At 67.4% G+C, this 21,423-nt stretch carries 14 protein-coding genes; 4 read left to right on the top strand and 10 right to left on the bottom strand.

The genetic code is table 11. The features are described from left to right. Positions 1-36: 36 nt before the first annotated feature. The 10 genes from HWX14_RS14075 to HWX14_RS14030 all read right to left on the bottom strand — a co-directional run bounded on the left by HWX14_RS14075 (position 37) and on the right by HWX14_RS14030 (position 13,736). The gene (locus HWX14_RS14075) at positions 37-873 is read right to left on the bottom strand and encodes a cytochrome c (protein ID WP_175883268.1); all 837 of its coding nucleotides are present in this window, start codon (positions 871-873) and stop codon (positions 37-39) included. Between the two features lie 269 nt (positions 874-1,142). Continuing rightward, positions 1,143-2,411: a hypothetical protein gene (locus tag HWX14_RS14070; RefSeq protein WP_175883267.1), complete on the bottom strand. Its 1,269-nt coding sequence runs from the start codon at positions 2,409-2,411 to the stop codon at positions 1,143-1,145. Continuing rightward, positions 2,408-4,231: a glutamine--fructose-6-phosphate transaminase (isomerizing) gene (glmS, locus tag HWX14_RS14065; protein ID WP_175883266.1), complete on the bottom strand. Its 1,824-nt coding sequence runs from the start codon at positions 4,229-4,231 to the stop codon at positions 2,408-2,410. The genes HWX14_RS14070 and glmS overlap by 4 nt, the downstream gene beginning before the upstream one ends. 123 nt (positions 4,232-4,354) lie before the next feature. Continuing rightward, positions 4,355-4,843, bottom strand: a complete 489-nt coding sequence (locus tag HWX14_RS14060; protein ID WP_175883265.1) for a Biofilm PGA synthesis auxiliary protein PgaD — start codon at positions 4,841-4,843, stop codon at positions 4,355-4,357. Further along, entirely contained in the window at positions 4,821-6,092 is a 1,272-nt protein-coding gene (gene pgaC / locus HWX14_RS14055; RefSeq protein ID WP_175883264.1) for a poly-beta-1,6-N-acetyl-D-glucosamine synthase, read from the bottom strand. The genes HWX14_RS14060 and pgaC overlap by 23 nt, the downstream gene beginning before the upstream one ends. Next, positions 6,089-8,182, bottom strand: coding sequence for a poly-beta-1,6-N-acetyl-D-glucosamine N-deacetylase PgaB (gene pgaB, locus HWX14_RS14050; RefSeq protein ID WP_175883585.1), 2,094 nt, complete (start codon positions 8,180-8,182; stop codon positions 6,089-6,091). The genes pgaC and pgaB overlap by 4 nt, the downstream gene beginning before the upstream one ends. Before the next feature lie 18 nt (positions 8,183-8,200). After that, positions 8,201-10,735, bottom strand: a complete 2,535-nt coding sequence (gene pgaA, locus HWX14_RS14045; RefSeq protein ID WP_175883263.1) for a poly-beta-1,6 N-acetyl-D-glucosamine export porin PgaA — start codon at positions 10,733-10,735, stop codon at positions 8,201-8,203. 104 nt (positions 10,736-10,839) lie between these two features. After that, positions 10,840-11,622 (bottom strand): hypothetical protein, encoded by a 783-nt coding sequence (locus tag HWX14_RS14040; protein WP_175883262.1) that lies wholly within the window; start codon positions 11,620-11,622, stop codon positions 10,840-10,842. Positions 11,623-11,684: 62 nt separating this feature from the next. Then, entirely contained in the window at positions 11,685-12,110 is a 426-nt protein-coding gene (locus HWX14_RS14035; RefSeq protein ID WP_175883261.1) for a hypothetical protein, read from the bottom strand. Between the two features lie 630 nt (positions 12,111-12,740). Further along, on the bottom strand, positions 12,741-13,736 hold the full coding sequence (locus HWX14_RS14030; RefSeq protein WP_175883260.1) for a LysR substrate-binding domain-containing protein: 996 nt from the start codon (positions 13,734-13,736) through the stop codon (positions 12,741-12,743). 587 nt (positions 13,737-14,323) lie between these two features. Here HWX14_RS14030 and HWX14_RS14025 point away from each other — a divergent pair. The 4 genes from HWX14_RS14025 (at position 14,324) to HWX14_RS14010 (ending at position 21,292) form a co-directional block, all read left to right on the top strand. Next, positions 14,324-15,739, top strand: a complete 1,416-nt coding sequence (locus HWX14_RS14025) for a circularly permuted type 2 ATP-grasp protein (protein ID WP_175883259.1) — start codon at positions 14,324-14,326, stop codon at positions 15,737-15,739. A gap of 64 nt (positions 15,740-15,803) precedes the next feature. Next, the gene (locus tag HWX14_RS14020; protein WP_012338364.1) at positions 15,804-16,745 is read left to right on the top strand and encodes an alpha-E domain-containing protein; all 942 of its coding nucleotides are present in this window, start codon (positions 15,804-15,806) and stop codon (positions 16,743-16,745) included. Between the two features lie 8 nt (positions 16,746-16,753). After that, positions 16,754-17,785, top strand: a complete 1,032-nt coding sequence (locus HWX14_RS14015; RefSeq protein WP_175883258.1) for a transglutaminase family protein — start codon at positions 16,754-16,756, stop codon at positions 17,783-17,785. A gap of 93 nt (positions 17,786-17,878) precedes the next feature. Continuing rightward, positions 17,879-21,292, top strand: a complete 3,414-nt coding sequence (locus HWX14_RS14010) for a transglutaminase family protein (protein ID WP_175883257.1) — start codon at positions 17,879-17,881, stop codon at positions 21,290-21,292. Positions 21,293-21,423 lie beyond the last annotated feature (131 nt).

The following is a 21,423-nucleotide window of genomic DNA, read 5'->3' as shown; positions in this document are numbered from 1 at the left end:
ACGCGACGCATGCGGCCGGGCGGCGGAGTGCTCGCGTTACTTCCCCGCCTTGCGCCGCGCCCTATACGCGAGATACGCGACGATCTGGTCGAGTTCGCGGTCGCTCAGCTGATCGGGCGGAAACGCAGGCATGCTGCGGCCCGGCCAGTCGCGCACCGACGCCGGGTCGCGGATGTAGCGGCGCAGCGCGGCGGGCTGGAAGTAGTCGACCGGGTTCATCGGCGTGTTCAGGTCGGGGCCGGCGCGGCTGCTGCCCGCGCCGTCGATGCGATGACACGCGAGACATTGCGTGACGAACAGCCGCTGGCCCGCGCGGGCCGGATCGTCCGCGGGCAACGCGGCATCAACGGCGAGCGACGGCCAGCGCGCGAGCGGCGACGATTCGATCGTGATGCGCACGATCTGGTACGGCCACTGCTCGCCGCGCACCGACGACGCGTCCGGCCCGAGCCAGACGAGATAGAACGGCCCCGCGCCGACCTGCTTGCCGGGCAGCTTCGGCCACGGATGGGCCGGATCCTCGATCGCGAGCCACGGAGTCGCGCCGGCCGGCGCGCGGCGGCGCACGAGATCGAGCGGCAGTTGCGCGGCGAAACCGTCGGCCGCGCGCGTTTCGAGCACGCCGTCGGCCGGCAGCGCCGTGTCGCCGAGCAGCGCGGCGAACGGCACCGCGCGGAACGTCATCGGCCGCCCGTATGCGATGTCGCGCGGCACGTGGATGTCGGTCGCGTCGGCGCGCGCGAGCAGCGTCTGGCGGCTGAGGGTGCGGGTCGTGCCGTCGGTGTCGAGTTCGAGCGTGGACTGGGCCGACGCGCGTTGCCCGAGCAGGCACACCGTCAGCAGCACGAGCGAAAACCACTGGCGCTTCAGCATTCGTTCTCCGGAAAGGGGCGTTCCGGCGGCGGCAGGAGGCGGGACGCCGCGGCCGATGGAAGGAATCGGGCGACAGTCTATCCGGTACGCGCGGCGCTGGCGAATTCGGCAGAGGAAAGGCGCGGCGGTCGTGGTCGGAAGGCCAGCGACAGTGCGTCCGACTACCGGGCGGTTGAACGGGCGAGGCGTTGTCGCGGCGCGGTTCGGATGGGGAAGACGAAGGGCACGCGGTCTGCCCGCACTGCCGACATAGCGTTACCGGACCGCCATCAACGACTCGCACACGACACGTCGTTCTTCGGCATCGGCGTGTCCTGCTTCGGTTCGAAATCGGCTTCCCGCATTCCCGCTGGCGTCAGCGACACGAAATGCATCGCCGTGTCGCGGGCCGGGAAACCGGCGATGCCGGTCGAGCCCCACGGAATCGGCGAGCGCTGCACGCCGCTCACCGCGATGTCCGCCGGCCCGAGCGCGAGCGTCAGCAGCCGCCCGTCGCGGGTCGGCATGTACGCGTGCGTGCCGGACACGCCGATGTCCGATTCGCGCACCGACGCCGGCAGGCAATCGAGCGTCGCCGTGCGGCGGCCGTCCGGCGCGATCAGCATCGCGACACCGCGATCGTCCGCCGTCGTCGTGACGACGATGAAACGGTCGATCTCCGGCACGTAGGCGGCGGAATACACGTAGTACTGGATCGCGCCGTTCAGCGACCCGAGTGTTTCCAGCTTCGCGGTGACCGGGTCGAACATCGCGTATTCGAGCGTCGCATCCGTACTGCCTTCGATGAACTTCTGCCACACGAGCAGCGCGTTGCGCGGCGAGCCCGCGATCACGGGCCACCACTCGCGGCGACGCGGCGCGACCGCGACATGGTTCAGCACGCGCCCGGCCGCGTCGTAGGTCTTCAGGTAGACGCCGTTGCCGCTGCCGAGGTTGTCGACGCCGCCGCCGTTGACCCAGTCGGCCGAATAGAACACGACGAAGCGGTCGGCGACCGTCGCGACGTGCCCCGAATGGCCGCCCGATTCGACGTCGTTCGGGTAGGGCTTGATCGGCTTCAGGTCGCGGCGGTACACGCCGTAGCGCTGGCTGACTTCCTGCGGCGCGTTCCAGCCGTCCTCGAACGTGACGAAGATGTCGCCGTGCGCGTTCTGCGCGATCGATACGGGTTCCTGCGCCTCGGGGCGGCTGATGAACGTGCGCACGCGCAGCACGCGCGGCTTGTCGGGCAGCCATTCGCCGACGTATACGTCATGCGGCCAGTTGCCGCTGCGCAGCGCACCGCGCGGCACGATGCCCGAGCTGCTGAAGAACACCCAGCGTTTGCCGTTGCCGGCGTCGGCCACGCCGATCCCGTGCATGAAGCGCCGCGGGTCGCCGGTGTCCTGCGGCGACGGGGCGGCGCTCGACACGGTGACCGTATGCACGGCCGGCGCGCCGGCCAAGGCCGGCGACGCCGCGCCGATGGCGCACGCGCCGCAGAACACGGCCGCGGTCAGCCGCATGACTGCCTGTACCGGGCGCGTTCGCCGTGTCATTCGACGGTCACCGATTTCGCGAGGTTGCGCGGCTTGTCGACGTCGGCGCCGCGCGCGCAGCCGACGTGATACGCGAGCAGTTGCAGCGGGATCACGTTGACGATCGGCGACAGCAGGTCGCCCGATTCGCGCACGCGGATCAGGTGCGTGTCGCGGTCGGCGTCGATCTCGAGCTGGTTGCCGGCCAGCACGTAAAGCCGGCCGCCGCGCGCACGCACCTCAGCCATGTTGGACTTCAGCTTCTGGAACAGGCGGTCGTCCGGCGCGATCGTGACGACCGGCATCGCGCTCGTGACGAGCGCGAGCGGCCCGTGCTTCAGTTCGCCGGCCGCATAGCCTTCCGCATGGATGTACGACACTTCCTTGAGCTTCAGCGCGCCTTCCAGCGCGATCGGGAAATGGATGCCGCGGCCGAGGAACAGCGCGTTCTCGGTGCGCGCGAATTTCGTGGCCCAGCCCATGATCTGCGTTTCCAGCGCGAGCGCGTGGCCGATGCGGTCCGGCAGCGCGCGCAACTGCTTCAGGTGCGTCGCGACTTGCGCGGCATCGAGCCGGCCGCGCAGCTGCGCGAGCGTCAGCGTCAGCACGAACAGCGCGACGAGCTGCGTCGTGAACGCCTTGGTCGACGCGACGCCGAGTTCGGCGCCGGCCCGCGTCAGGAACCGCAGCGGCGCGTTGCGCGCGATCGTGCTGGTCGCGACGTTGCAGATCGCCATCGACAAATCCTGGCCCATCGCGCGCGCCTGTTCGATCGCGCCGATGGTGTCGGCCGTTTCGCCCGACTGCGAGATGCCGACGACGAGCGTGCGCGGATCGGCCACCGTGTCGCGGTAGCGGTATTCGCTGGCGATCTCGACCTGGGCCGGCACGCCCGCGATGCTTTCGAGCCAGTACTTCGCGGTCAGGCCCGCGTAGTAGCTGGTGCCGCAGCCGAGCAGCAGCACGCTTCTGACCCGCGACAGCAGCCCGCGCGTGCTTTCCGTCGCGTCGAACAGCGCCGGCGAGATCGCGTCGATGCCGTCGAGCGTGCTGTCGATCGCCTTCGGCTGCTCGAAGATTTCCTTCTGCATGAAGTGCTGGTACGGGCCGAGCGCGGCATCGTCCGCGCGCGCCTTCACTTCGCACAACGGGCGCCGCGCTTCCTGCCCGCCCGCATCGACCACGGCGATGCGCTCCGGCGTGATCAGCGCGACGTCGCCGTCCTCCAGATACACGAAGCGGTCGGTCAGGTCGCCGAGCGCCGCGCAGTCGGACGCGAGGTAGTTCTGCTCGGCGCCGATGCCGATCACGAGCGGCGAGCCGGCGCGCGCGGCGACGAGGCGCTGCGGCTCGCGCGCGCTGAGCACCGCGATCGCGTATGCGCCGTGCAGCCGTTTGACGGCGCGCACCACCGCGTCGAACAGGTCGTCGCGATAGAGGCTGTGGATCAGGTGCGCGATGACCTCGGTGTCGGTCTGCCCGCGAAACGTATAGCCGCATTGCTTCAGTTCGGCGCGCAGCGTGTCGTGGTTCTCGATGATCCCGTTGTGCACGACGGCGATCGTGTCGCCCGACATGATCGGGTGCGCGTTCATTTCAGACGGCGCGCCGTGCGTCGCCCAGCGCGTATGCGCGATGCAGGTCTGCGCTTCGAGACCGAGCGTCAGCACGCGATCCTGCAGGTCGGTCACGCGTCTCAACGTACGTTCGCTGCGCAGGCGGCCGTTGCCCTGCACGGCGATGCCGCACGAATCGTAGCCGCGATATTCGAGCCGGCTCAGCGCATTGACCAGTTGCGGCACTTGATTGTTCCGGCCGCTTGCTCCGACGATTCCGCACATGATTCACCTCGTTTACAGGGAGTTGCCGGCCGGCGCGCGGCGCACGCCAGCACGATGTCAGGAGAGGAGGCGTGTCGCGCGGGATGCGTTGCGCCCGGCGCGACACGGCACGTCTTCGGCGATCTATTCGCGGGGCTGCGGTTCCGCGTGCGCGATCCACTCGATGCCCGAGATCGACCCGTTCGCATCGTGCGACGCGACGAGAATGCGCGTCGTGCGCCGCGCGCCGCGCCGGCGCTCGCTCGCGAACGCGGTCGGCGGCACGGAGCGCACCTTTACGCTGGCCGAGCGCCGCAGCATCTTCGATACCCGTAACCGGTACGCGAGTGGATGCACGACGCGCCCCGCGATCAGCCACATCACGATCGTGCCGGCGATCAGCGCGATGCTCGTCACGTAGAACACGATCTGTTCGATCGGCATCTCGGCCTCGTTGAACGGCAACAGGTAGCGGTACGTATAGATGCAGATCGATGCCCATACGCCTCCGACCAGCGCGGGCCGCACGACGCGGAACCACGCGACGAGCACGGGCCCGACGATGCTGCCGCGTTCGGCGATCATGTCGCGCGGGGCGCGCAGGGAAAGGTCAATAATCGGCGCGTTCTTCATGTTGAATGCCTCGGTCGGGACTGACCCAAACGGCGCGCTTGCCGCGGCCCCGCAGTACGACGGCGGGCAGGGCGACGACGGTGGTGATCATGCTGATCAGCCAGAACGCGACGGGGTACCAGATGGTGTCAAGGAAGTACATCAGGAGTTTTTCGTCGTAACGACGATCGATCATGCTGCCGATGATCAGCTGCAGGATGCAGGTCGCGACCAGCAGCATCCCGTGCCAGTGCGGCACCACGGACACATGCCAGTTCGGCGGAAGCGGGTAGACGACGTCGATCAGCGCGAGCAGCAGGATGAACGACATCGAGTACGCCCACGCGATGCCGATCAGGTACTCGACGAACAGCGGCCACATCATCATCTGCGTCGGCCGCATCAGCGTGCCCGCGTACTTGAGCAGCACCTGGATGCCGCCCTTCGACCAGCGCAGCCGCTGCCGGTAGAGCCCCTTGACGGTCTCGGGCATCAGGATCCAGCTGAGCGCGTGCGGCTCGTACACGACGCGCCAGTCGCGGCACTGCAGCTTCCAGCTGATGTCGATGTCCTCGGTCAGCATGTCCGAGCTCCAGTAGCCGACGTCGGCGAGCGCGGTCTTGCGGAACATCGTGATCACGCCCGACACCGTGAAGATGCGGCCGTATACCTGCTGCGTGCGCTTGATCAGCCCGACGATCGACGAGAATTCGCCGACCTGCATGCGGCCGAGCAGCGACGTGCGCGTGCGGATGCGCGGATTGCCGGTCACCGCGCCGACGCCCGGGTCGGTCAGGAAGTGCTCGAGCATCCAGCCGATCGCATCGTGCGCGAGCAGCGCGTCGCCGTCGATGCACAGCAGGTATTCCGCGTTGGATACCGCGGCCGCGGTCGTGAGCCCGACCGCCTTGCCTTCGTTGCGCGCGTGGTGGATCACGAGCAGCCGCGGGATCTCGACGGCCAGCTCGTTGAGGATCTCGCCGGTGCGATCCTTGCTGCCGTCGTTGACCGCGATGATGTCGTAGTTCGGATACTGCATCCCGTTCAGGTGGGCGATCACGCTGCGCGCGTTCGCCGCTTCGTTGAAGCAGGGCACGACGATCGACACCTTCGGGATGCCGCTCGACGCGATCGTGCGCGTCGACAGCTCGCGGCCCTCCTCGAGCAGGAAGTAGTGCACGACGCCGCCGATCATCCATAGATACGACATAAAGAATGGATAGTAGAAGACGAAATCCTGCAAGCGCTGGATGAGGCTGTGGGTGGTCATGGCGTCTTGGTTCCCTGCGGATGCTGCATCTGCATCAGTGCGTTGATCGAGGTAGGGTCGAGGCGCGACTTCAGCGACATCACGTCGCGCATCGCGTCGAGTTCCGGCTGGCCGTTCAGGAAGTTGTCGGGGTAGTAGCCGAAATTCACGGCGCCCTCGCTGCGCAGCCTCCGCATCTGAGCAAGCAGCGTGCTCGCGGGCACCGCCTTCTGCGCGTGCCAGTCGTACGCCTGCAGTTCGAACACGGTGCGTCGCAGCCCGAGCTGCTTCGTGCGCACCACCTTGACGAGCTGGTCCAGCCACCCTTCCGGGTCTTTCGTCTGCTCCATGTACGGCATCGCCATCAGCGCAACGTAGTCGTAGGCGGCGAGGAAATCGTCATAGTTTTGCGCATACCACGCTTCCGATTCGGGCTTGAGCACCGGCATCGCGAAGATGTTGCGCGAGGTCAGCACGTCGCCGACGTTCTGGTGGGCCAGCACGATCTGTTCGAGCTGCCGGGTCATGTCGATCAGGTAGCGCGTCTTCTGGCGCGTCCAGCGCTTCATCAGGTCGGGGTTCTCGCGGATCTTGCCGACGTCGGCCGGCAGCCCCCATTGCGAATAGATGCGCAGCGCATGCCGGCCCGCATCCTCGTAATCGTCGAGCACGGCGTCGTCGCCGAACAGGATGCCGCTGAACGACGCGTGCTTGCTGAGATCCTCGTAGATCTGCTGGATCATCAGCCGCGCATCGGGATCGAACGGGCTCAGCCGGAACACGCGCGTGCCGTTCTCGCGGGCCGGCGCGCCGCCGAATGCGCTGACGGCCTCGAGGGAGCGGAGCTTGTCGGCCGGCGGCCGGAACGCGAGCACCGGCATCCATGCGTACACCTGCACGTTGGCGCGCGTATTGAGCTGCCACGCGGCGCGCGAGAACAGGTCGGAACGCATCGGCAGGTGCCGGTTCGGGAAGTACACCGCCTCGGCCACGCCCGTGCCCTTCGGGTCCGCATACGCCTGCAGGTACACCGATTTCGGCTGCATCCGGTAGATGCGCTCGATCAGCTTGCCGAGATTCGCTTCCTGCCGCGCGGGATCGGGATCGTAGACCTGGTCGAGATCGACCTGCACGGTGCGCTCGGGCACGTCGACGTCGCCGCGGTTCGACGCCGGTTCGCGCATCGAGCGCTCGAACCCGCCGATGTCGACGTCGTACATCATCAGGATTCGTCTCAGCCGGTCGAGCGGCACGTCCGGCGTATTCGGGCCGGCATCGAGGCTGAACTGGACGTCCATGCCGAGCGACGTCGAGATCTGGCGCACGGGCTGGTTTTCCGCGCCGTACGGCCACACCATCGAGCGTGCGACGATGCCGGTGCGCTCGCGGATCTGCCGTACGCACGTCTGCAGGTCGTCGTGCACGCGTGCGTGGAATTCGGCGTCGGTTTCATAGCGCTTCTGGTCTTGCAGGTACAGATGCGACGTGGTCGCCGGCAGCTCGTTGCCTTGCGGATTCGCGACCGCACCGTGGTGGAGATTGTGGGTGTGGCAGCCGAGCTCGACGAATTCCGACTGCCCGAGCTTCTTCACCTCGTCCCACGACAGGAAGTAGTCGCGCGGCACCTGAACCTTGTCGCTGATGCGGATCGGCGTATCCGGCGGCGTGTCGATCCACGCGGTGACGAGGCCCATCACGGCCGGATACTTGAAGCGCTCCAGCAGCGGCAGCACTTTCGTGTAGTGGCTGCGGAAGCCGTCGTCGAACGTGAGCAGCACCGAGCGCGGCGGCAGCGGCTTGCCGCCGCGCCGCGACTCCTCGATCTGCCTGACCGTGATGGTGTGGTAGTTGTTGGTCTGCAGCCACGAGAAGATCGCGGTCAGCGTGCCGGTGTCGACCGCGAACGGATCGATGATCGCCGTCGGCGACGAGAACGACGCCATCAGGTTGTCGCGCACGTCGTGCATGCAGATCACGCGAAACGTCTTGCCGTCGGCCGGATCGGACGGCGGCAGCAGGTCGATCATCTTGGCGTTGCTCACGCCCGGGAACAGCGAACAGGCGGCAAACGTGCCGAGGCATCCGCACATGAAGGTCCGTCTGGATTGCAGCATTGCCCGATCTCCTTGCTAAAACGGCAGGTTGAGCGACAGGAAGCCGGTTTCGGAGCGCTCGCGCTGGCCGTCGTATGCGTGACTGCTGACCTCGACGCCGTAGCTCAGCGTGATGTCGTGCTTGAACGTCCACGCGTGCTCGAGGCGCGCGCTCCACAGCGGGCTGGTGCCGAAGCCGCGCTCGTTGTACGCGCCGCCCGACACCGACACGCGCTGTTGCAGCCCCATGTCACCCTTCTTCCACAGCGTCAATTGATGCATCACGGTCGCGGCGGCCGCGTAGTCGCGACCGGGGCTGAAGTAGGGCGCGTCCTGACGCGTGTTGCTGTCCGTGCCCAGATTCAGCGAGACGTTGACGAGCTGGTTCGCGGACGTGTACACGCGCTGCGTGGCGGTCGCCGCGATCTCCTGGTGGAAGTTCGAATCGCTGTAGCGGCTCACGCCGTAGCTCAGCTTGACTTCGCGCCGGTCGTTCTGGCGATACACGACCTCGACGTTCGCGGAGCGGCCCCAGATGTGCGCGGCATACGCCTTCCACGGCAGCGAGTTGTCGTTGCTGTCGAGCCCGGCGCTGACCGTCCAGTAGTCGTTCAGCGCGTACGCGATCGTCCCGCGGCCGCCGGTTCGGCCGTCTCCGCCCATCGAGCGCGTGACTTCGCCCAGCACGGTGAGCGGCCCGTGCCGGTAGTCGCCGCCGATGCCGGTGCGCGTGCGGCTGAGGTTGCCGTCGTCGGTCTGCGCGAAACCGTAGAACGTGTGCGAAAACACGCGCCAGTTGTCGCCGAATGGTTGCGAATACACATAGCTGTCCGACGTGAAGCTGTTGTTGGCCAGTGCGCTGTTGCCGTGCTCGAAGCTCAGGTCGGTCGTGAACACCGGGCTGCGGTACGCGTTGTAGTCGCGCTTGAAGCCGCGCACGGCGCCGCTGTCCGGGAACGTGTTGTCCAGCGTCTGGTCGACGGTCTTCGCGGTCGCGTAGTCGTCCGCCACGAGCGATGCGCGGCCGAGGCCCGCGAGCATCTCGACGCTGTCCGGGTGATCGGTCAGCGACGCGCGGTACATCGCGATCGCCTGGCGCGGATGCGACTGGCCCGACACCGCGTCGGCGTGCGCGGCGCGGACCTCCGCGTTGAACGGCACCTGCTTCTCGAGCTCTTCGAGCGCGGCGATCCCCTGGTCGACGTGTCCGGTGAAGATCAGGTACTGCGAGCGCAGCCGGTAGTAGCGCAGATAGTCGCTTTCTCCGGGACCGACGTTGGTCACCTGCTTGACCGGCGGCAGCGACTTCTCCATGTCGTCGAGCACCTGCTTCGCTTCGGGCGCACGCGCCTGGTCGACGTACGACCAGAACAACCCTTCGCGCAGCTCGATCGGCTGCGTGCGGGCGCCATACTGGAAGCCGCGGGTCGCGCGATCGGTCGGCGACGCGGTGGCTTGCTGCAGCGCCCGCGCGTAGACGGCGTTCGCCTTGGCCGGCTCGCTCAGGTACAGGTACGCGTCGCCGACGGCCGCGAGCGCGTCGATCGAGATTTCCGCGTTGGACGGAATCGTCTCGAACGTCGTGACGGCCGCCTTCATGTCGCCGCGTGCCGCAAGGGCGACGACCCGGTCGCCCGCGAGCGCCGTGCGGACCGGCATGTACTCGGGTGTGGCGGGCATCCGCTGGTCGAGGTCGTCGGCCGCGCGCAGCGCGTTGTCGATGCCGTCGAAGCGGTCCGAGCTCGTCATCGAACGTGACTTGTCGCGTCCGCCGCGCACCTGCTGGCGAATCGACAGTTCTTCCAGTTGCGCGATGTCGACGGCGGAGAACGCGTCGGGCCGGGCCTTCGCTTCGTCGAGCGCCTTGACCGCGCCGCCGCTCGTCGCGAGGCCGAACACGTCGTTGCGCACCGTCGCGACGTCGGCGGTGCGCAGATTCGGCGCCTGCGCATTCGGCGCCTGGACGTCGGGTCCCTGCGATCGCTGGATCGGTTCGCCGGGGAGCTGCGCGCCGGGCGACTGTGAATTCGGCTGCTGGGGCGACGGCGGTTCGGCGCCGGAGGGCTGGGTCACGGGCGAGGGCGAATTCGGCATCGGTGTGCCGGATGCCTGCGCGGTGAGCGTCGGCGTAGCGGGCGTGGTCGGCGGTGCGGTGATCGCGGTTTGAGCGAGCTGCGGCGGTGCATCCGACGTCTGCGCGCGTGGCGCCGACGTATCCGGCGGAGCGGTGTCGACGAATGCCTGCGCAAGCAGCATCGGCGCATCCGACGCGTGCGCGCCCGGCACCGCGGCGCCCGGCTGCGGCGCATCGGGATCCACCACGACCGTGGTCGGCATCGCCGGGTTCGATCCCTGGGCGATCTGCATCGACGCATCCGACGCCTGCGCGATCGGCGTCGGCGTTTGAGGGGGTTGCGCGCCAGAGCCCTGGGCGGCCTGCGGCTCCGTACCGCCTTCGGCGGCGAGGCACGGGCCGGACGCGACGAGCAGGCACAGCAGCGGCGCATGCAGGAGGATCCGCCGGGTCGGCGGAACGACGGTGGTGCATTGTTGTTGACGATTGTTAGCCACGATGTCTCCTCACTTTGAAACGTTCACATCGGTTGCACGCCCGACGGCGTTCGTCGCCGGCCGTCGCACCGCCGGGCGGCGAGGCCCGGCGGCATTCGACCGGTTTACAGGCGGTTGCGGATCGCTTGTCCAAGCAGTGCGCGCGATTCGCTGTTCTTCGGGTCGATGGCGAGTGCACGACTCGCGTTTTGCTCCACACAGCTCCATTCGTCGATCTGTGCGCACCAGCGTGCCTTGGCCAGCGCGCGGGCGCCTTCCAGCTCATCGTGCGTGACGCGGGTGGTTTCCATGGGCGACGTGCCGGCGAGATACGACTGCGGTTGCCGTGTCGGCACGGGGTCGGGGTGTTTTCTCGCGCGCGCCAGCGCCTGCGAACGTGACGTCCGGTGCGCGTCGCCGGGGCGCGCCGTGCGACTGGCGCTCGACGCGGCGTGCGGATCGCCCGCGAGCTTCGTCGCCGGCACGTGCGCGGGCCGCACGGGTTTCACGTCGGAGCGGGCCGTCGTCGTCGTTTGCGGCGGCGCGGGCGGTTCGGCTGCGGCCGACATGGCGGGCGGCGTCGATGCAGACGGCGGAACCGGCCCGGCTTGCGCGACCGTCGCCGTCGAGCGGGCAGACGCCGTCGATCCGGCGGGCGCCGCCGTGCCGGACGCGCCGCCCGTCGCCGCCACGATGAATTCGCGGTACTTGCCGGCGGCGTTGCCGATCACGCCGGCGATATCGTGCGTCACGCTCGCATGGCCGACCCTCGCGTCTCGCTCGACATACGCGAAGGCGCCGAAGATCGCGGCAAAGGCGGCAACGCTGAGCGCCGCATTCTTTCCCGGACCCCACGAGGGTTTTGGCTGGCGGTCGGGCGAGCCGTCCGGTCGTTCTGCACGAGGCATTCAAGACTCCTTGATTCGAAGCGTTCCACGAATGACGCGATTGGCGCGGGGCGGCGCGACGCTCACCATCGCAACTGCGTCGTGAGCGTGCCGGTCTCGACGATCGCGAACTGGGTGGCTCCCTGATAGGTCCCTTCGACCCGGTAGCTCGCATCCGGCACGCTGAACAGGCAGCGCGATCCCGATGCATTGAATTCGACGAGCACGCGCCCATGCCGGCGCAGGCGCACCTGCACGTTGGAGAGCGGCTGTCCGGTGCTCCCCGACAAGAACGACACGCCCAGGTTGTATGGGCGCCCGTCAGGCGGAAGCGGCGCGGTACCGTCGATCCGCGCGTCACCGCAGATATACGAAATCACGTACCGGTTTGCCCCCGGCGCGGCCGCCGGCGACGAGGCCGCCGATGCCTGGGCCATGGCGTTCATGCACAGCGTGGAGAGAGCGACGCACAGCAAAGGGCGAGCACGCTGTCGAAGCGAAGGTGACATTGCAATCTCCCATCCGGAACCAATGACGCGCATCGGTTCCTGTCTAATTTGCCAACGTTCTTTTTGCGACACGCTATTGATACACGATGGCTTTTGAACCAACAACCGCGTGTGGCCCGAATGGGACGACAGAAAAGATCCTATCTAAATAGGATAAGGAGGAATTGGTGAGGATTTCTTAATTCTGAATAAAGTCGATATTGCCGAACATGAAAATTGCTCGTCGGTAGCGATGATCGAGCGCGCTTTGCCTCACGTCGGAGGTATCGACGTTCGTGCCGAAAAATAACGACTGATAAAAGAAACTATTGCGCCTGTATTGAAGGCGAATCTATGAAGGTCCGGATACAGATCGCACTTCATGAAATGAGGGTGCGACGTTTTTGATCGTTTCGACAGTTGCAGGTAAATAGAAACTTGTGTAACAAGGTATTTCTGTCTGGAAAAGCGTGCTGATTATTCTTACTTAATACGGAAAACAGTAAAAAATACGACATGAATCGCAAACGTTTGCGCTTTATCGAGATCGACGACAGGCCGGCGACGGAGTTTGATGGCGTGCGACGGGATTATCGATGGCTATCGAAACAACGCGCATGCGCGCCGTGGATTCCACGGCGCGAGCCCGCGTCAGCGGCTGCCGCCCGCGCTTCGCCGCGCGCTGCGCATCGCCGGCGCGGCCGCTTCTTCAGCGCCGATCGCACCGTCGATCGCCGCGCGCGGCCGGTTCATGATGTAGGCCCACAGCTGCTCGGCCGCGAGCCCGCGCTTGCGCGCCGATCGATACAGGCGGATTTCGAGTTCGGTGATCCAGTCGCCGGTGCCCGCACACACGAGCGTGCCGTCCGCGAGTTCCTTCGCGACGCAGCTTTCCGGCAGCCAGCCGATGCCGTGCCCGGCCACGACCATGCCTTTCAGCGCCTCGGACATGTGCGTCTCGAAGCACCGGTGCAGTACGTACGGCTCGGTCGCGTTCAGCAGCAGCATCTCGACGATGTTGCCGAGAAAGGCGCCCGACGAATACGCGAGCAGCGGCAGCGGGGCATCGGGCGTGCCGGGCAGCTGGAACACCGGCTTGCCGCGCGCGTCGGGCGACGACACGGGCAGGATCCGCTCGACGCCGAGGCTGACGAACGGGAAGTGGTTCGGATCGAGCACGATCGGCAACTGCGGATGGTGATAGCCGAGCAGCAGGTCGCATTCGCCTTCGACCAGCTGCTGCACGCCTTCGGGCACGTTCACCGCATTGACGCGCGCGGTCACGTGGCCGACCTCGTTGTTGAGCTGCTTCAGCCATTCGGGAAACAGCGTGAACACGAGCGTGTGCGCGACGGCGAAGCGCACGACCTGGTCGCTCGCCGCGAACTGGTCGTAGCCGTTCACGAGATTACGGGCCGCATACATGCTGCGCAGGATGTCCGCGGCGAGCCCGCGGAACATCTGGCCGGCGGGCGTCAGCGCGACCGGGTTGATGCTCCGGTCGACCAGCTTCGCGTCCATCCAGGTTTCAAGCGCGGCGATTCGTCTGCTGAACGCCGACTGCGTCAGGTGCCGGTGACGTGCGGCCCGGGAAAAGCTCTTGGTATCCGCAAGGCTCAGGAAATCTTCCAGCCACTTTGCTTCCATTTCGATCTTCGCTTTTTATAGTCGGGCGCCTGAAAGGCGGCGCCGTCTGCTGCACCAACGTTCTAGCGTACCGCGCATCGCGCCGGTCGGGCCGATGTTTTTTTTCGATCGGTGTCAGTCGAAATATGCATGGGCGTTGTCGGCGGGATTACGGCTGCATAGCGTTGAGGGGCCGGACCGGTTAACCGGACAGTTCATCGCGTCGGACTGTCCGGCCCGCCTGGACGGCACTTCCCCCAGGGCCGGCTGCGCCGTGTGCGTGCCGGCCCACCCGTTCATGGTCGTTTCGGGGGCGCCGGCTCGCCGCTTTTGGTGCAGTGCAGATTGCACATCCGTGACACGTGGGAGAACTATGTTCGTCGGACGCGGCGCAGCACCGATCGTGCACGCTCGCGGCGCACCGCAAGCGCCCGGCGCGTCCGGCGTTGCACCGTTGTGGTGCGTAATGCCGCGCAGGCATGCCTGACGCGGCGCGAAAAACGGGGGGATATCGAGCGGATCAAGCAAGGCACGTTCCTTGCGAAGCATTCAGTACGCCGGTCCGGCATGCGCAATGCCGGGGAAAACGATCGATGGAGAGAAGATCGATGAAGCCATTCGATGAAATGCTGCAATCCGGCGACATGGTAAGGGCGCCTTACGCGCGCCTGAAGCAATGGCTCGACACGCAGAATCCTGCGAGCCTCGCCCAGAAGGCCCACGACGCGGAAGGCGTGTTCCGCAAGACGGGCATCACGTTCGCCGTCTACGGCGACGCGGAGGCCGCCGAGCGGCTGATTCCGTTCGACATCGTCCCGCGCATCATCTCCGGGGCGGAATGGAGCCGGCTGTCGCTCGGCATCGAGCAGCGCGTGATGGCGCTGAACGCGTTCCTCGACGACATCTACCACCGCCAGGAAATCGTGCGCGCGGGCATCGTGCCGAAGCACCTGATCGCGCACAACGAAGCGTTCATCCCGGAGATGATCGACTTCCGGCCGCCCGGCAACGTTTACACGCACATCATCGGCGTCGACATCGTGCGCACCGGCGAGAACGCGTTCTACGTGCTCGAGGACAACGCGCGCACGCCGTCCGGCGTGTCGTACATGCTGGAAAACCGCGAAACGATGATGCAGCTCTTCCCCGAGCTGTTCCAGCAGGTCAAGGTGCGCCCGGTCGAAACCTATCCGCAGATGCTGCGCCAGTCGCTCGCGGCCGTGTGCCCGCCGGGCGGCAACGCCGACAACCCGACCATCGCGGTGCTCACGCCCGGCATCCACAATTCCGCGTACTACGAGCACTCGTTCCTCGCCGACCAGATGGGCGTGCACCTCGTCGAGGGCAGCGACCTGCAGGTGATCGACGGCCGCGTCGCGATGCGCACGACCGAAGGCTTCCAGCCGATCGACGTGCTGTACCGCCGCGTCGACGACGCGTTCCTCGATCCGCTCACGTTCCGGCCCGATTCGGTGCTCGGCGTGGCCGGCATCATGGACGTGTACCGCGCGGGCAATATCACGATCGCGAACGCGCCCGGCACCGGCATCGCCGACGACAAGGCGATCTACTCGTACATGCCGGAAATCGTCGAGTTCTACACGGGCCGCAAGGCGCTGCTGGAGAACGTGCCGACCTGGCGCTGCGGCGAGGCCGATAGCCTGAAGTACGTGCTCGAGCATCTCGACGAACTGGTCGTGAAGGAGGTGCACGGCTCGGGCGGCTACGGGATGCTGGTCGGCCCGTGCGCGTCGAAGGCCGAACTCGAGGCATTTTCCGCGAAGCTGCGCGCGCGTCCCGCGAACTACATCGCGCAACCGACGCTCGCGCTGTCCACGACGCCGATCCTGACCGACGCCGGCCTCGCGCCGCGCCACGTCGACCTGCGGCCGTTCGTGCTGGTGTCGGACCGGATCCGCATCACGCCGGGCGGGCTCACGCGCGTCGCGCTGCAGGAAGGATCGCTCGTCGTCAACTCGAGCCAGGGCGGCGGCACCAAGGACACCTGGGTGCTGGCCGACTGAGCCGGGCACGACCGCGCGCGCCGGAGCCGGCGCGCGAACCGAACGAAGACGGAGTGGACACGAGATGCTTCTGGGACGTACTGCAAGCGGTCTCTACTGGATGTACCGCTATATCGAGCGCGCGGAGAACATCGCGCGCATCGTCGATGCCGGGCTGCGGATGGCGCTCACGCGCACGGCCGACGCGCCGGCAGAATGGTCGTCGGTGCTCGTCAGCTCGGGCGCCGACGACGGCTATCGGGAGAAATACGACGCGTATGCGGCCGATACCGTGACCGACTACCTGCTGCGCGACCGCGACAACCCGTCGAGCGTGCTGTCGTGCATCGAGGCCGCGCGCTCGAACGCGCGGATGGTGCGCACGGCGCTCACGCGGGAGGCGTGGGAAAGCGTGAACGGCGCGTGGCTCGCGCTGCGCCGCGCACTCGCGCAGCCGGTGCCGGAAAGCGAGCTGCCGGCCGTGCTCGACCAGGTGAAGCGCGAAACCGCGCTGATCCTCGGCAGCTTCTACAGCACGATGCTGCGCAACGAGATCTTCGATTTCGCGCAGATCGGCGCCTTCATCGAACGCGCGGACAACACCGCGCGGATCATCGACGTGAAGTATCACCTGCTGCTGCCGTCGGTGTCGCACGTCGGCACGATCCTCGACAACTACCAATGGGAGACGATCCTGCGCTGCGTCGCCGCGCATCGTTCGTACCGCTGGGTGTACGACGTGCAGTACAAGCCGCTGAACATCGCCGACTACCTGATCCTGAACGGCCGCATGCCGCGTTCGCTGCGTTATTGCTACGGACGCGTCGTGTCGAGCCTGAACCTGCTCGCGAAGGATTACGGCGTGACACACCCGTGTCACGACACGGCCACGAAGATTCTGCAACTGCTGTCCGATACGTCGGTCGAGCGGATCTTCAAGAGCGGCCTGCACGAGTTCCTGACCGACTTCATCGGCCGCAACAACAGCCTCGGGCTCGAAATCGCCCAGGCTTACAACTTCGACTGAGACTTGCCATGCGACTCGCCATTCGACACATTTCGCGTTATCAGTTCGACGATCAAGCCAGCCATGCGCTGCAACGGCTGCGCCTGCGCCCGCAGTCGGGGCCCGGGCAGACGGTGCGCGCGTGGCAGGTCACGATCGACGGCGTCGAGCCGACGCTGTCGTACGCCGACGGGCTCGGCAACCGGATCGACCTCGTGCGCCACGATCGCGGCGCGAAGACCGAGGTCGTCGTCGTGGCGGCCGGCGTCGTCGAGACGCAGGATCGCGCGGGCATCATCGGCAATCCCGAAGGCTATGCGCCGCCGTGGATCTTCGAGCGCGAGACCGCGCTCACGAAGGCGGGCGAGACCGTGCGTGAGCTCGCTCAGGCGCTGCCGATCGAGCCGCGCGGCCTCGACGCATTGCACTGGCTGATGACGGAAGTGCACGGCCGCATCGCGTATGCGCCGAACCTGGCCGCCGACGCCGCCGTCGATGCGGAAACCGCGCTGCAAAGCGGCGAGGGCACGAGCCGCGACCATGCGCACGCGTTCATCGCGGCCGCCCGCGTGCTGAAGATTCCCGCGCGCTACATCTCGGGCTACGTGCTGGCCGACAGCGCGATGCAGCGCATCGCCGACGCGAAGCAGAACGCCGGCGACGTCGAGGAGGAGGAAGCGCTTGCGCTGCAGAGCGGCGACGGGATGCAGCAGGTGCTCGGCGCATCGCATGGCGCGCAATCGCAGTCGCAATCACAGACGCAGTCGCAATCGCAAGGGCAGTCGAAGTCGCAATCCCAGGGGCAGTCGCCGGCGGCACTCGGTGCGCAGCCGCAAGCCACCGCGCTGGCACAGCAGCCGGCCGGCCATGCATGGGCCGAGGCCTATGTCGAAGGGCTCGGCTGGGTCGGCTTCGACCCGTTCATGAACCGTTGCCCGGACGAACGCTATGTGCGCATCGCGGTCGGCCTCGACCATCGCGACGCGCAGCCGGTGACGGGGCTCGGCGCGACGGCCGTCGGCGTCGAGATCAGCGTCGTGCAGACGCCGGAACTCGTCTGACCCGCGGCGCGCCTTCGCCGAATCCGCCATGCCGGGCCGCCGCGTCGAAAGCGACGCGGCGTGCGCGGCCGGCCCAACCCGACCCGAGCTCCCATGTCCATCCACGTCGCGCTGCATCACACCACCCGCTATCGCTACGACCGGCTCGTCAACCTCGGCCCGCAGGTCGTGCGGCTGCGGCCCGCGCCGCATTGCCGGACGCCGATCCTCGCGTATTCGATGACGGTCGAGCCCGCGCAGCACTTCATCAACTGGCAGCAGGACCCGTTCTCGAACTATCTCGCGCGGCTCGTGTTTCCGGAGCGCACCGAGCACTTCGAGATCACGATCGATCTCGTCGCCGAGATGTCGGTGTACAACCCGTTCGACTTCTTCCTCGAAGCGAGCGCGGAGCAATACCCGTTCAGCTATGACGACGCGCTGAAGACCGAGCTCGCGCCGTATCTCGCATGCGATCCGCAGACGAGCGCCGCGCCGCTGTTTCGCGCGTATCTCGACGGCGTCGACCGCACGCCGGCCGGCACCACGAACTTTCTCGTCGCGCTGAACCAGCAGCTGCAGCGCGACATCGGCTATCTCGTGCGGATGGAGCCGGGCGTGCAGACGCCCGTGCAGACGCTCGAACTCGCGTCCGGCTCGTGCCGCGACAGCGCGTGGCTGCTCGTGCAGCTGTGCCGCCATCTCGGCATCGCCGCGCGCTTCGTGTCGGGCTACCTGATCCAGCTCACGCCCGACGTGAAATCGCTCGACGGCCCGAGCGGCACGTCGGTCGATTTCACCGACCTGCACGCGTGGTGCGAGGTCTACCTGCCGGGCGCCGGCTGGATCGGCTTCGATCCGACGTCGGGCCTGCTCGCCGGCGAAGGGCACATTCCGCTCGCGTGCACGCCGCAGCCGACGAGCGCCGCGCCGGTCGAAGGGCTGATCGACGAGTGCGAGGTGTCGTTCGAGCACGAGATGAGCGTGACGCGCGTGTACGAGTCGCCGCGCGTGACGAAGCCGTATACGGAATCGCAGTGGGATGCGGTGCTCGCGCTCGGCACGCAGGTCGACGGCGCGCTGGCCGCCGGCGACGTGCGGCTCACGCAGGGCGGCGAGCCGACCTTCGTGTCGATCGACGATCGCGACGGCGCCGAGTGGAACACCGATGCGCTCGGCCCGACCAAGCGCGGCTACGCGACCGAACTCGTGCAGCGGCTGCGCGCCGAATACGGCGACGGCGGCTTCCTGCATTTCGGGCAGGGCAAGTGGTACCCGGGCGAGCAGTTGCCGCGCTGGGCGCTGTCGATCTTCTGGCGCGCGGACGGCCAGCCCGTGTGGCACGATCCGTCGCTGTTCGCCGACGAGCGCGAGCCGTCCGCGTACACGACCGACGACGCGAAGCGCTTCATCGATGCGCTCGCCGCGCGGCTGAACCTGAGCGGCGAATTCATCGAGCCCGGCTACGAGGATGTCTGGTACTACCTGTGGCGCGAGCGCCGGCTGCCGGTCAACGTCGATCCGTTCGACGCGCGCCTCGACGACGAGCTCGAACGCGCGCGGCTGCGCAAGGTGTTCGAGCAGCAGCTCGACAGCGTGGTCGGCTATGTGCTGCCGGTCAAGCGCACGGACGATACGCCGGGCCTCGACGGGCCGCGCTGGCAGACGGGCCCGTGGTTCTTCCGCGACGAGCGGATGTACCTCGTGCCGGGCGATTCGCCGATGGGCTATCGGCTGCCGCTCGATTCGCTGCCGTGGGCGGCGCGCGCCGACCATCCGTATCTCGTCGAACGCGATCCGTTCGCGCCGCGCGACGCATTGCCGGACGCCGCCGCCATTCGCGCCCGCTACGCGGGCCCGGCCGACGCGCCGCGTTACCTGGCCGGCGTGCATCGCGAAGCGTCCGCGCAGACCGTGATGCAGTGGCGCGCCGACGGCACGGCCGCGAGCGGCCGGCCGGGCGCCGCGGACCCGCATCGCCGGCCCGAGCGCTTCGAATCGGCCGCGTGGATCACGCGCACCGCGCTGTGCGTCGAAGTGCGCAACGGTATCCTGTACCTGTTCATGCCGCCGCTCGCCGCGCTCGAGGATTATCTCGAGCTGGTCGGCGCGATCGAGCTGACCGCGCACGCGCTCGGCGTGAAGCTCGTGCTCGAAGGCTATCCGCCGCCGCGCGACGCCCGGCTGAAGCTGCTGCAGGTGACGCCCGACCCCGGCGTGATCGAGGTGAACATCCATCCGGCCGCGAACTTCGACGAACTCGTCGACCACACCGAATTCCTGTACGACGCCGCGTGGCAATCGCGGCTGTGCAGCGAGAAGTTCATGGTCGACGGGCGGCACGTCGGCACGGGCGGCGGCAACCACTTCGTGCTCGGCGGCGCGACGCCGGCCGACAGCCCGTTCCTGCGCCGCCCGGACCTGCTCGCGAGCCTGATCGCGTACTGGCACAACCATCCGTCGCTGTCGTACCTGTTCTCGGGGCTGTTCCTCGGGCCGACGAGCCAGGCGCCGCGCGTCGACGAAGCGCGCAACGACCAGCTCTACGAGCTCGACATCGCGTTCGCGGAGATCCAGCGCAGCAAGCTGCTGTTCGGGCAGGACATGCCGCCTTGGCTCGTCGACCGCGTGCTGCGCAACCTGCTGATCGACGTGACGGGCAACACGCACCGCAGCGAGTTCTGCATCGACAAGCTGTATTCGCCCGATTCGTCCACCGGGCGGCTCGGCCTGCTCGAACTGCGCGCATTCGAGATGCCGCCGCATGCGCGGATGAGCATCGTGCAGCAACTGCTGCTGCGCGCGCTGGTCGCGCGCTTCTGGGCCACGCCGTACACGACGCCGCTCACGCGCTGGGGCACCGCGCTGCATGATCGCTTCATGCTGCCGGAATTTCTTCAGATGGATTTCGACGACGTGCTGGCCGAGCTGCGCGACGCCGGTTTCGCGTTCGATCCCGCGTGGTTCGCGCCGCACTTCGAATTCCGTTTCCCGCTGTTCGGGCAGATCGCGGTGAACGGGATGGAACTGTCGCTGCGCGGCGCGCTGGAACCGTGGCACGTGATGGGCGAGGAGGGCGCGGCCGGCGGCACGGTGCGCTACGTCGATTCGTCGGTCGAGCGGCTCGAAGTGCGCGTGACGGGGCTGAACGACAACCGGCACGTCGTGACCGTCAACGGGCGTGCGTTGCCGCTGCAGCCGACCGGCACCGTCGGCGAGTACGTCGCGGGCGTGCGCTACAAGGCGTGGTCGCCGCCGTCGGCGCTGCATCCGACCATCGGCGTGCACGCGCCGCTCACGTTCGACATCGTCGATACGTGGCTGCAACGCTCGCTCGGCGGCTGCCGGTATCACGTCGCGCATCCGGGCGGACGCAACTACGCGACGTTCCCGATCAATGCGTACGAGGCCGAGAGCCGCCGGCTCGCGCGCTTCGTCGAGATCGGGCACACGCCGGGCAGGATGGACGTCGCGGCTGCCACGCCGAGCCGTGAATTCCCGTTCACGCTCGACTTGCGGCGGCCGTGAACGATCGATGACGGGGCGGACGACGATGCGCGGTTCGCGATCTCCGGGCGCACCGGCGGGTCGCGCCGCCGCCGGAGTGCTAGGATGCGGGCAGATTGCGGTTCCGCCCTGCGGCTTGCCGCCCGACTGGC

This window comes from Burkholderia sp. BCC0044, from assembly GCF_902832955.1.
Classification (GTDB): Bacteria; Pseudomonadota; Gammaproteobacteria; order Burkholderiales; family Burkholderiaceae; genus Burkholderia.
This window is presented reverse-complemented; position numbering and strand designations above follow the sequence as displayed.

Bases quoted from the DNA above. Each gene is read 5' to 3' on its own strand.
- HWX14_RS14075 (WP_175883268.1), bottom strand. From the start codon at position 873: ATGCTGAAGCGCCAGTGGTTTTCGCTCGTGCTGCTGACGGTGTGCCTG.
- HWX14_RS14070 (WP_175883267.1), bottom strand. From the start codon at position 2,411: ATGACACGGCGAACGCGCCCGGTACAGGCAGTCATGCGGCTGACCGCG.
- glmS (WP_175883266.1), bottom strand. From the start codon at position 4,231: ATGTGCGGAATCGTCGGAGCAAGCGGCCGGAACAATCAAGTGCCGCAA.
- HWX14_RS14060 (WP_175883265.1), bottom strand. From the start codon at position 4,843: ATGAAGAACGCGCCGATTATTGACCTTTCCCTGCGCGCCCCGCGCGAC.
- pgaC (WP_175883264.1), bottom strand. From the start codon at position 6,092: ATGACCACCCACAGCCTCATCCAGCGCTTGCAGGATTTCGTCTTCTAC.
- HWX14_RS14040 (WP_175883262.1), bottom strand. From the start codon at position 11,622: ATGCCTCGTGCAGAACGACCGGACGGCTCGCCCGACCGCCAGCCAAAA.
- HWX14_RS14035 (WP_175883261.1), bottom strand. From the start codon at position 12,110: ATGTCACCTTCGCTTCGACAGCGTGCTCGCCCTTTGCTGTGCGTCGCT.
- HWX14_RS14030 (WP_175883260.1), bottom strand. From the start codon at position 13,736: ATGGAAGCAAAGTGGCTGGAAGATTTCCTGAGCCTTGCGGATACCAAG.
- HWX14_RS14025 (WP_175883259.1), top strand. From the start codon at position 14,324: ATGAAGCCATTCGATGAAATGCTGCAATCCGGCGACATGGTAAGGGCG.
- HWX14_RS14020 (WP_012338364.1), top strand. From the start codon at position 15,804: ATGCTTCTGGGACGTACTGCAAGCGGTCTCTACTGGATGTACCGCTAT.
- HWX14_RS14015 (WP_175883258.1), top strand. From the start codon at position 16,754: ATGCGACTCGCCATTCGACACATTTCGCGTTATCAGTTCGACGATCAA.
- HWX14_RS14010 (WP_175883257.1), top strand. From the start codon at position 17,879: ATGTCCATCCACGTCGCGCTGCATCACACCACCCGCTATCGCTACGAC.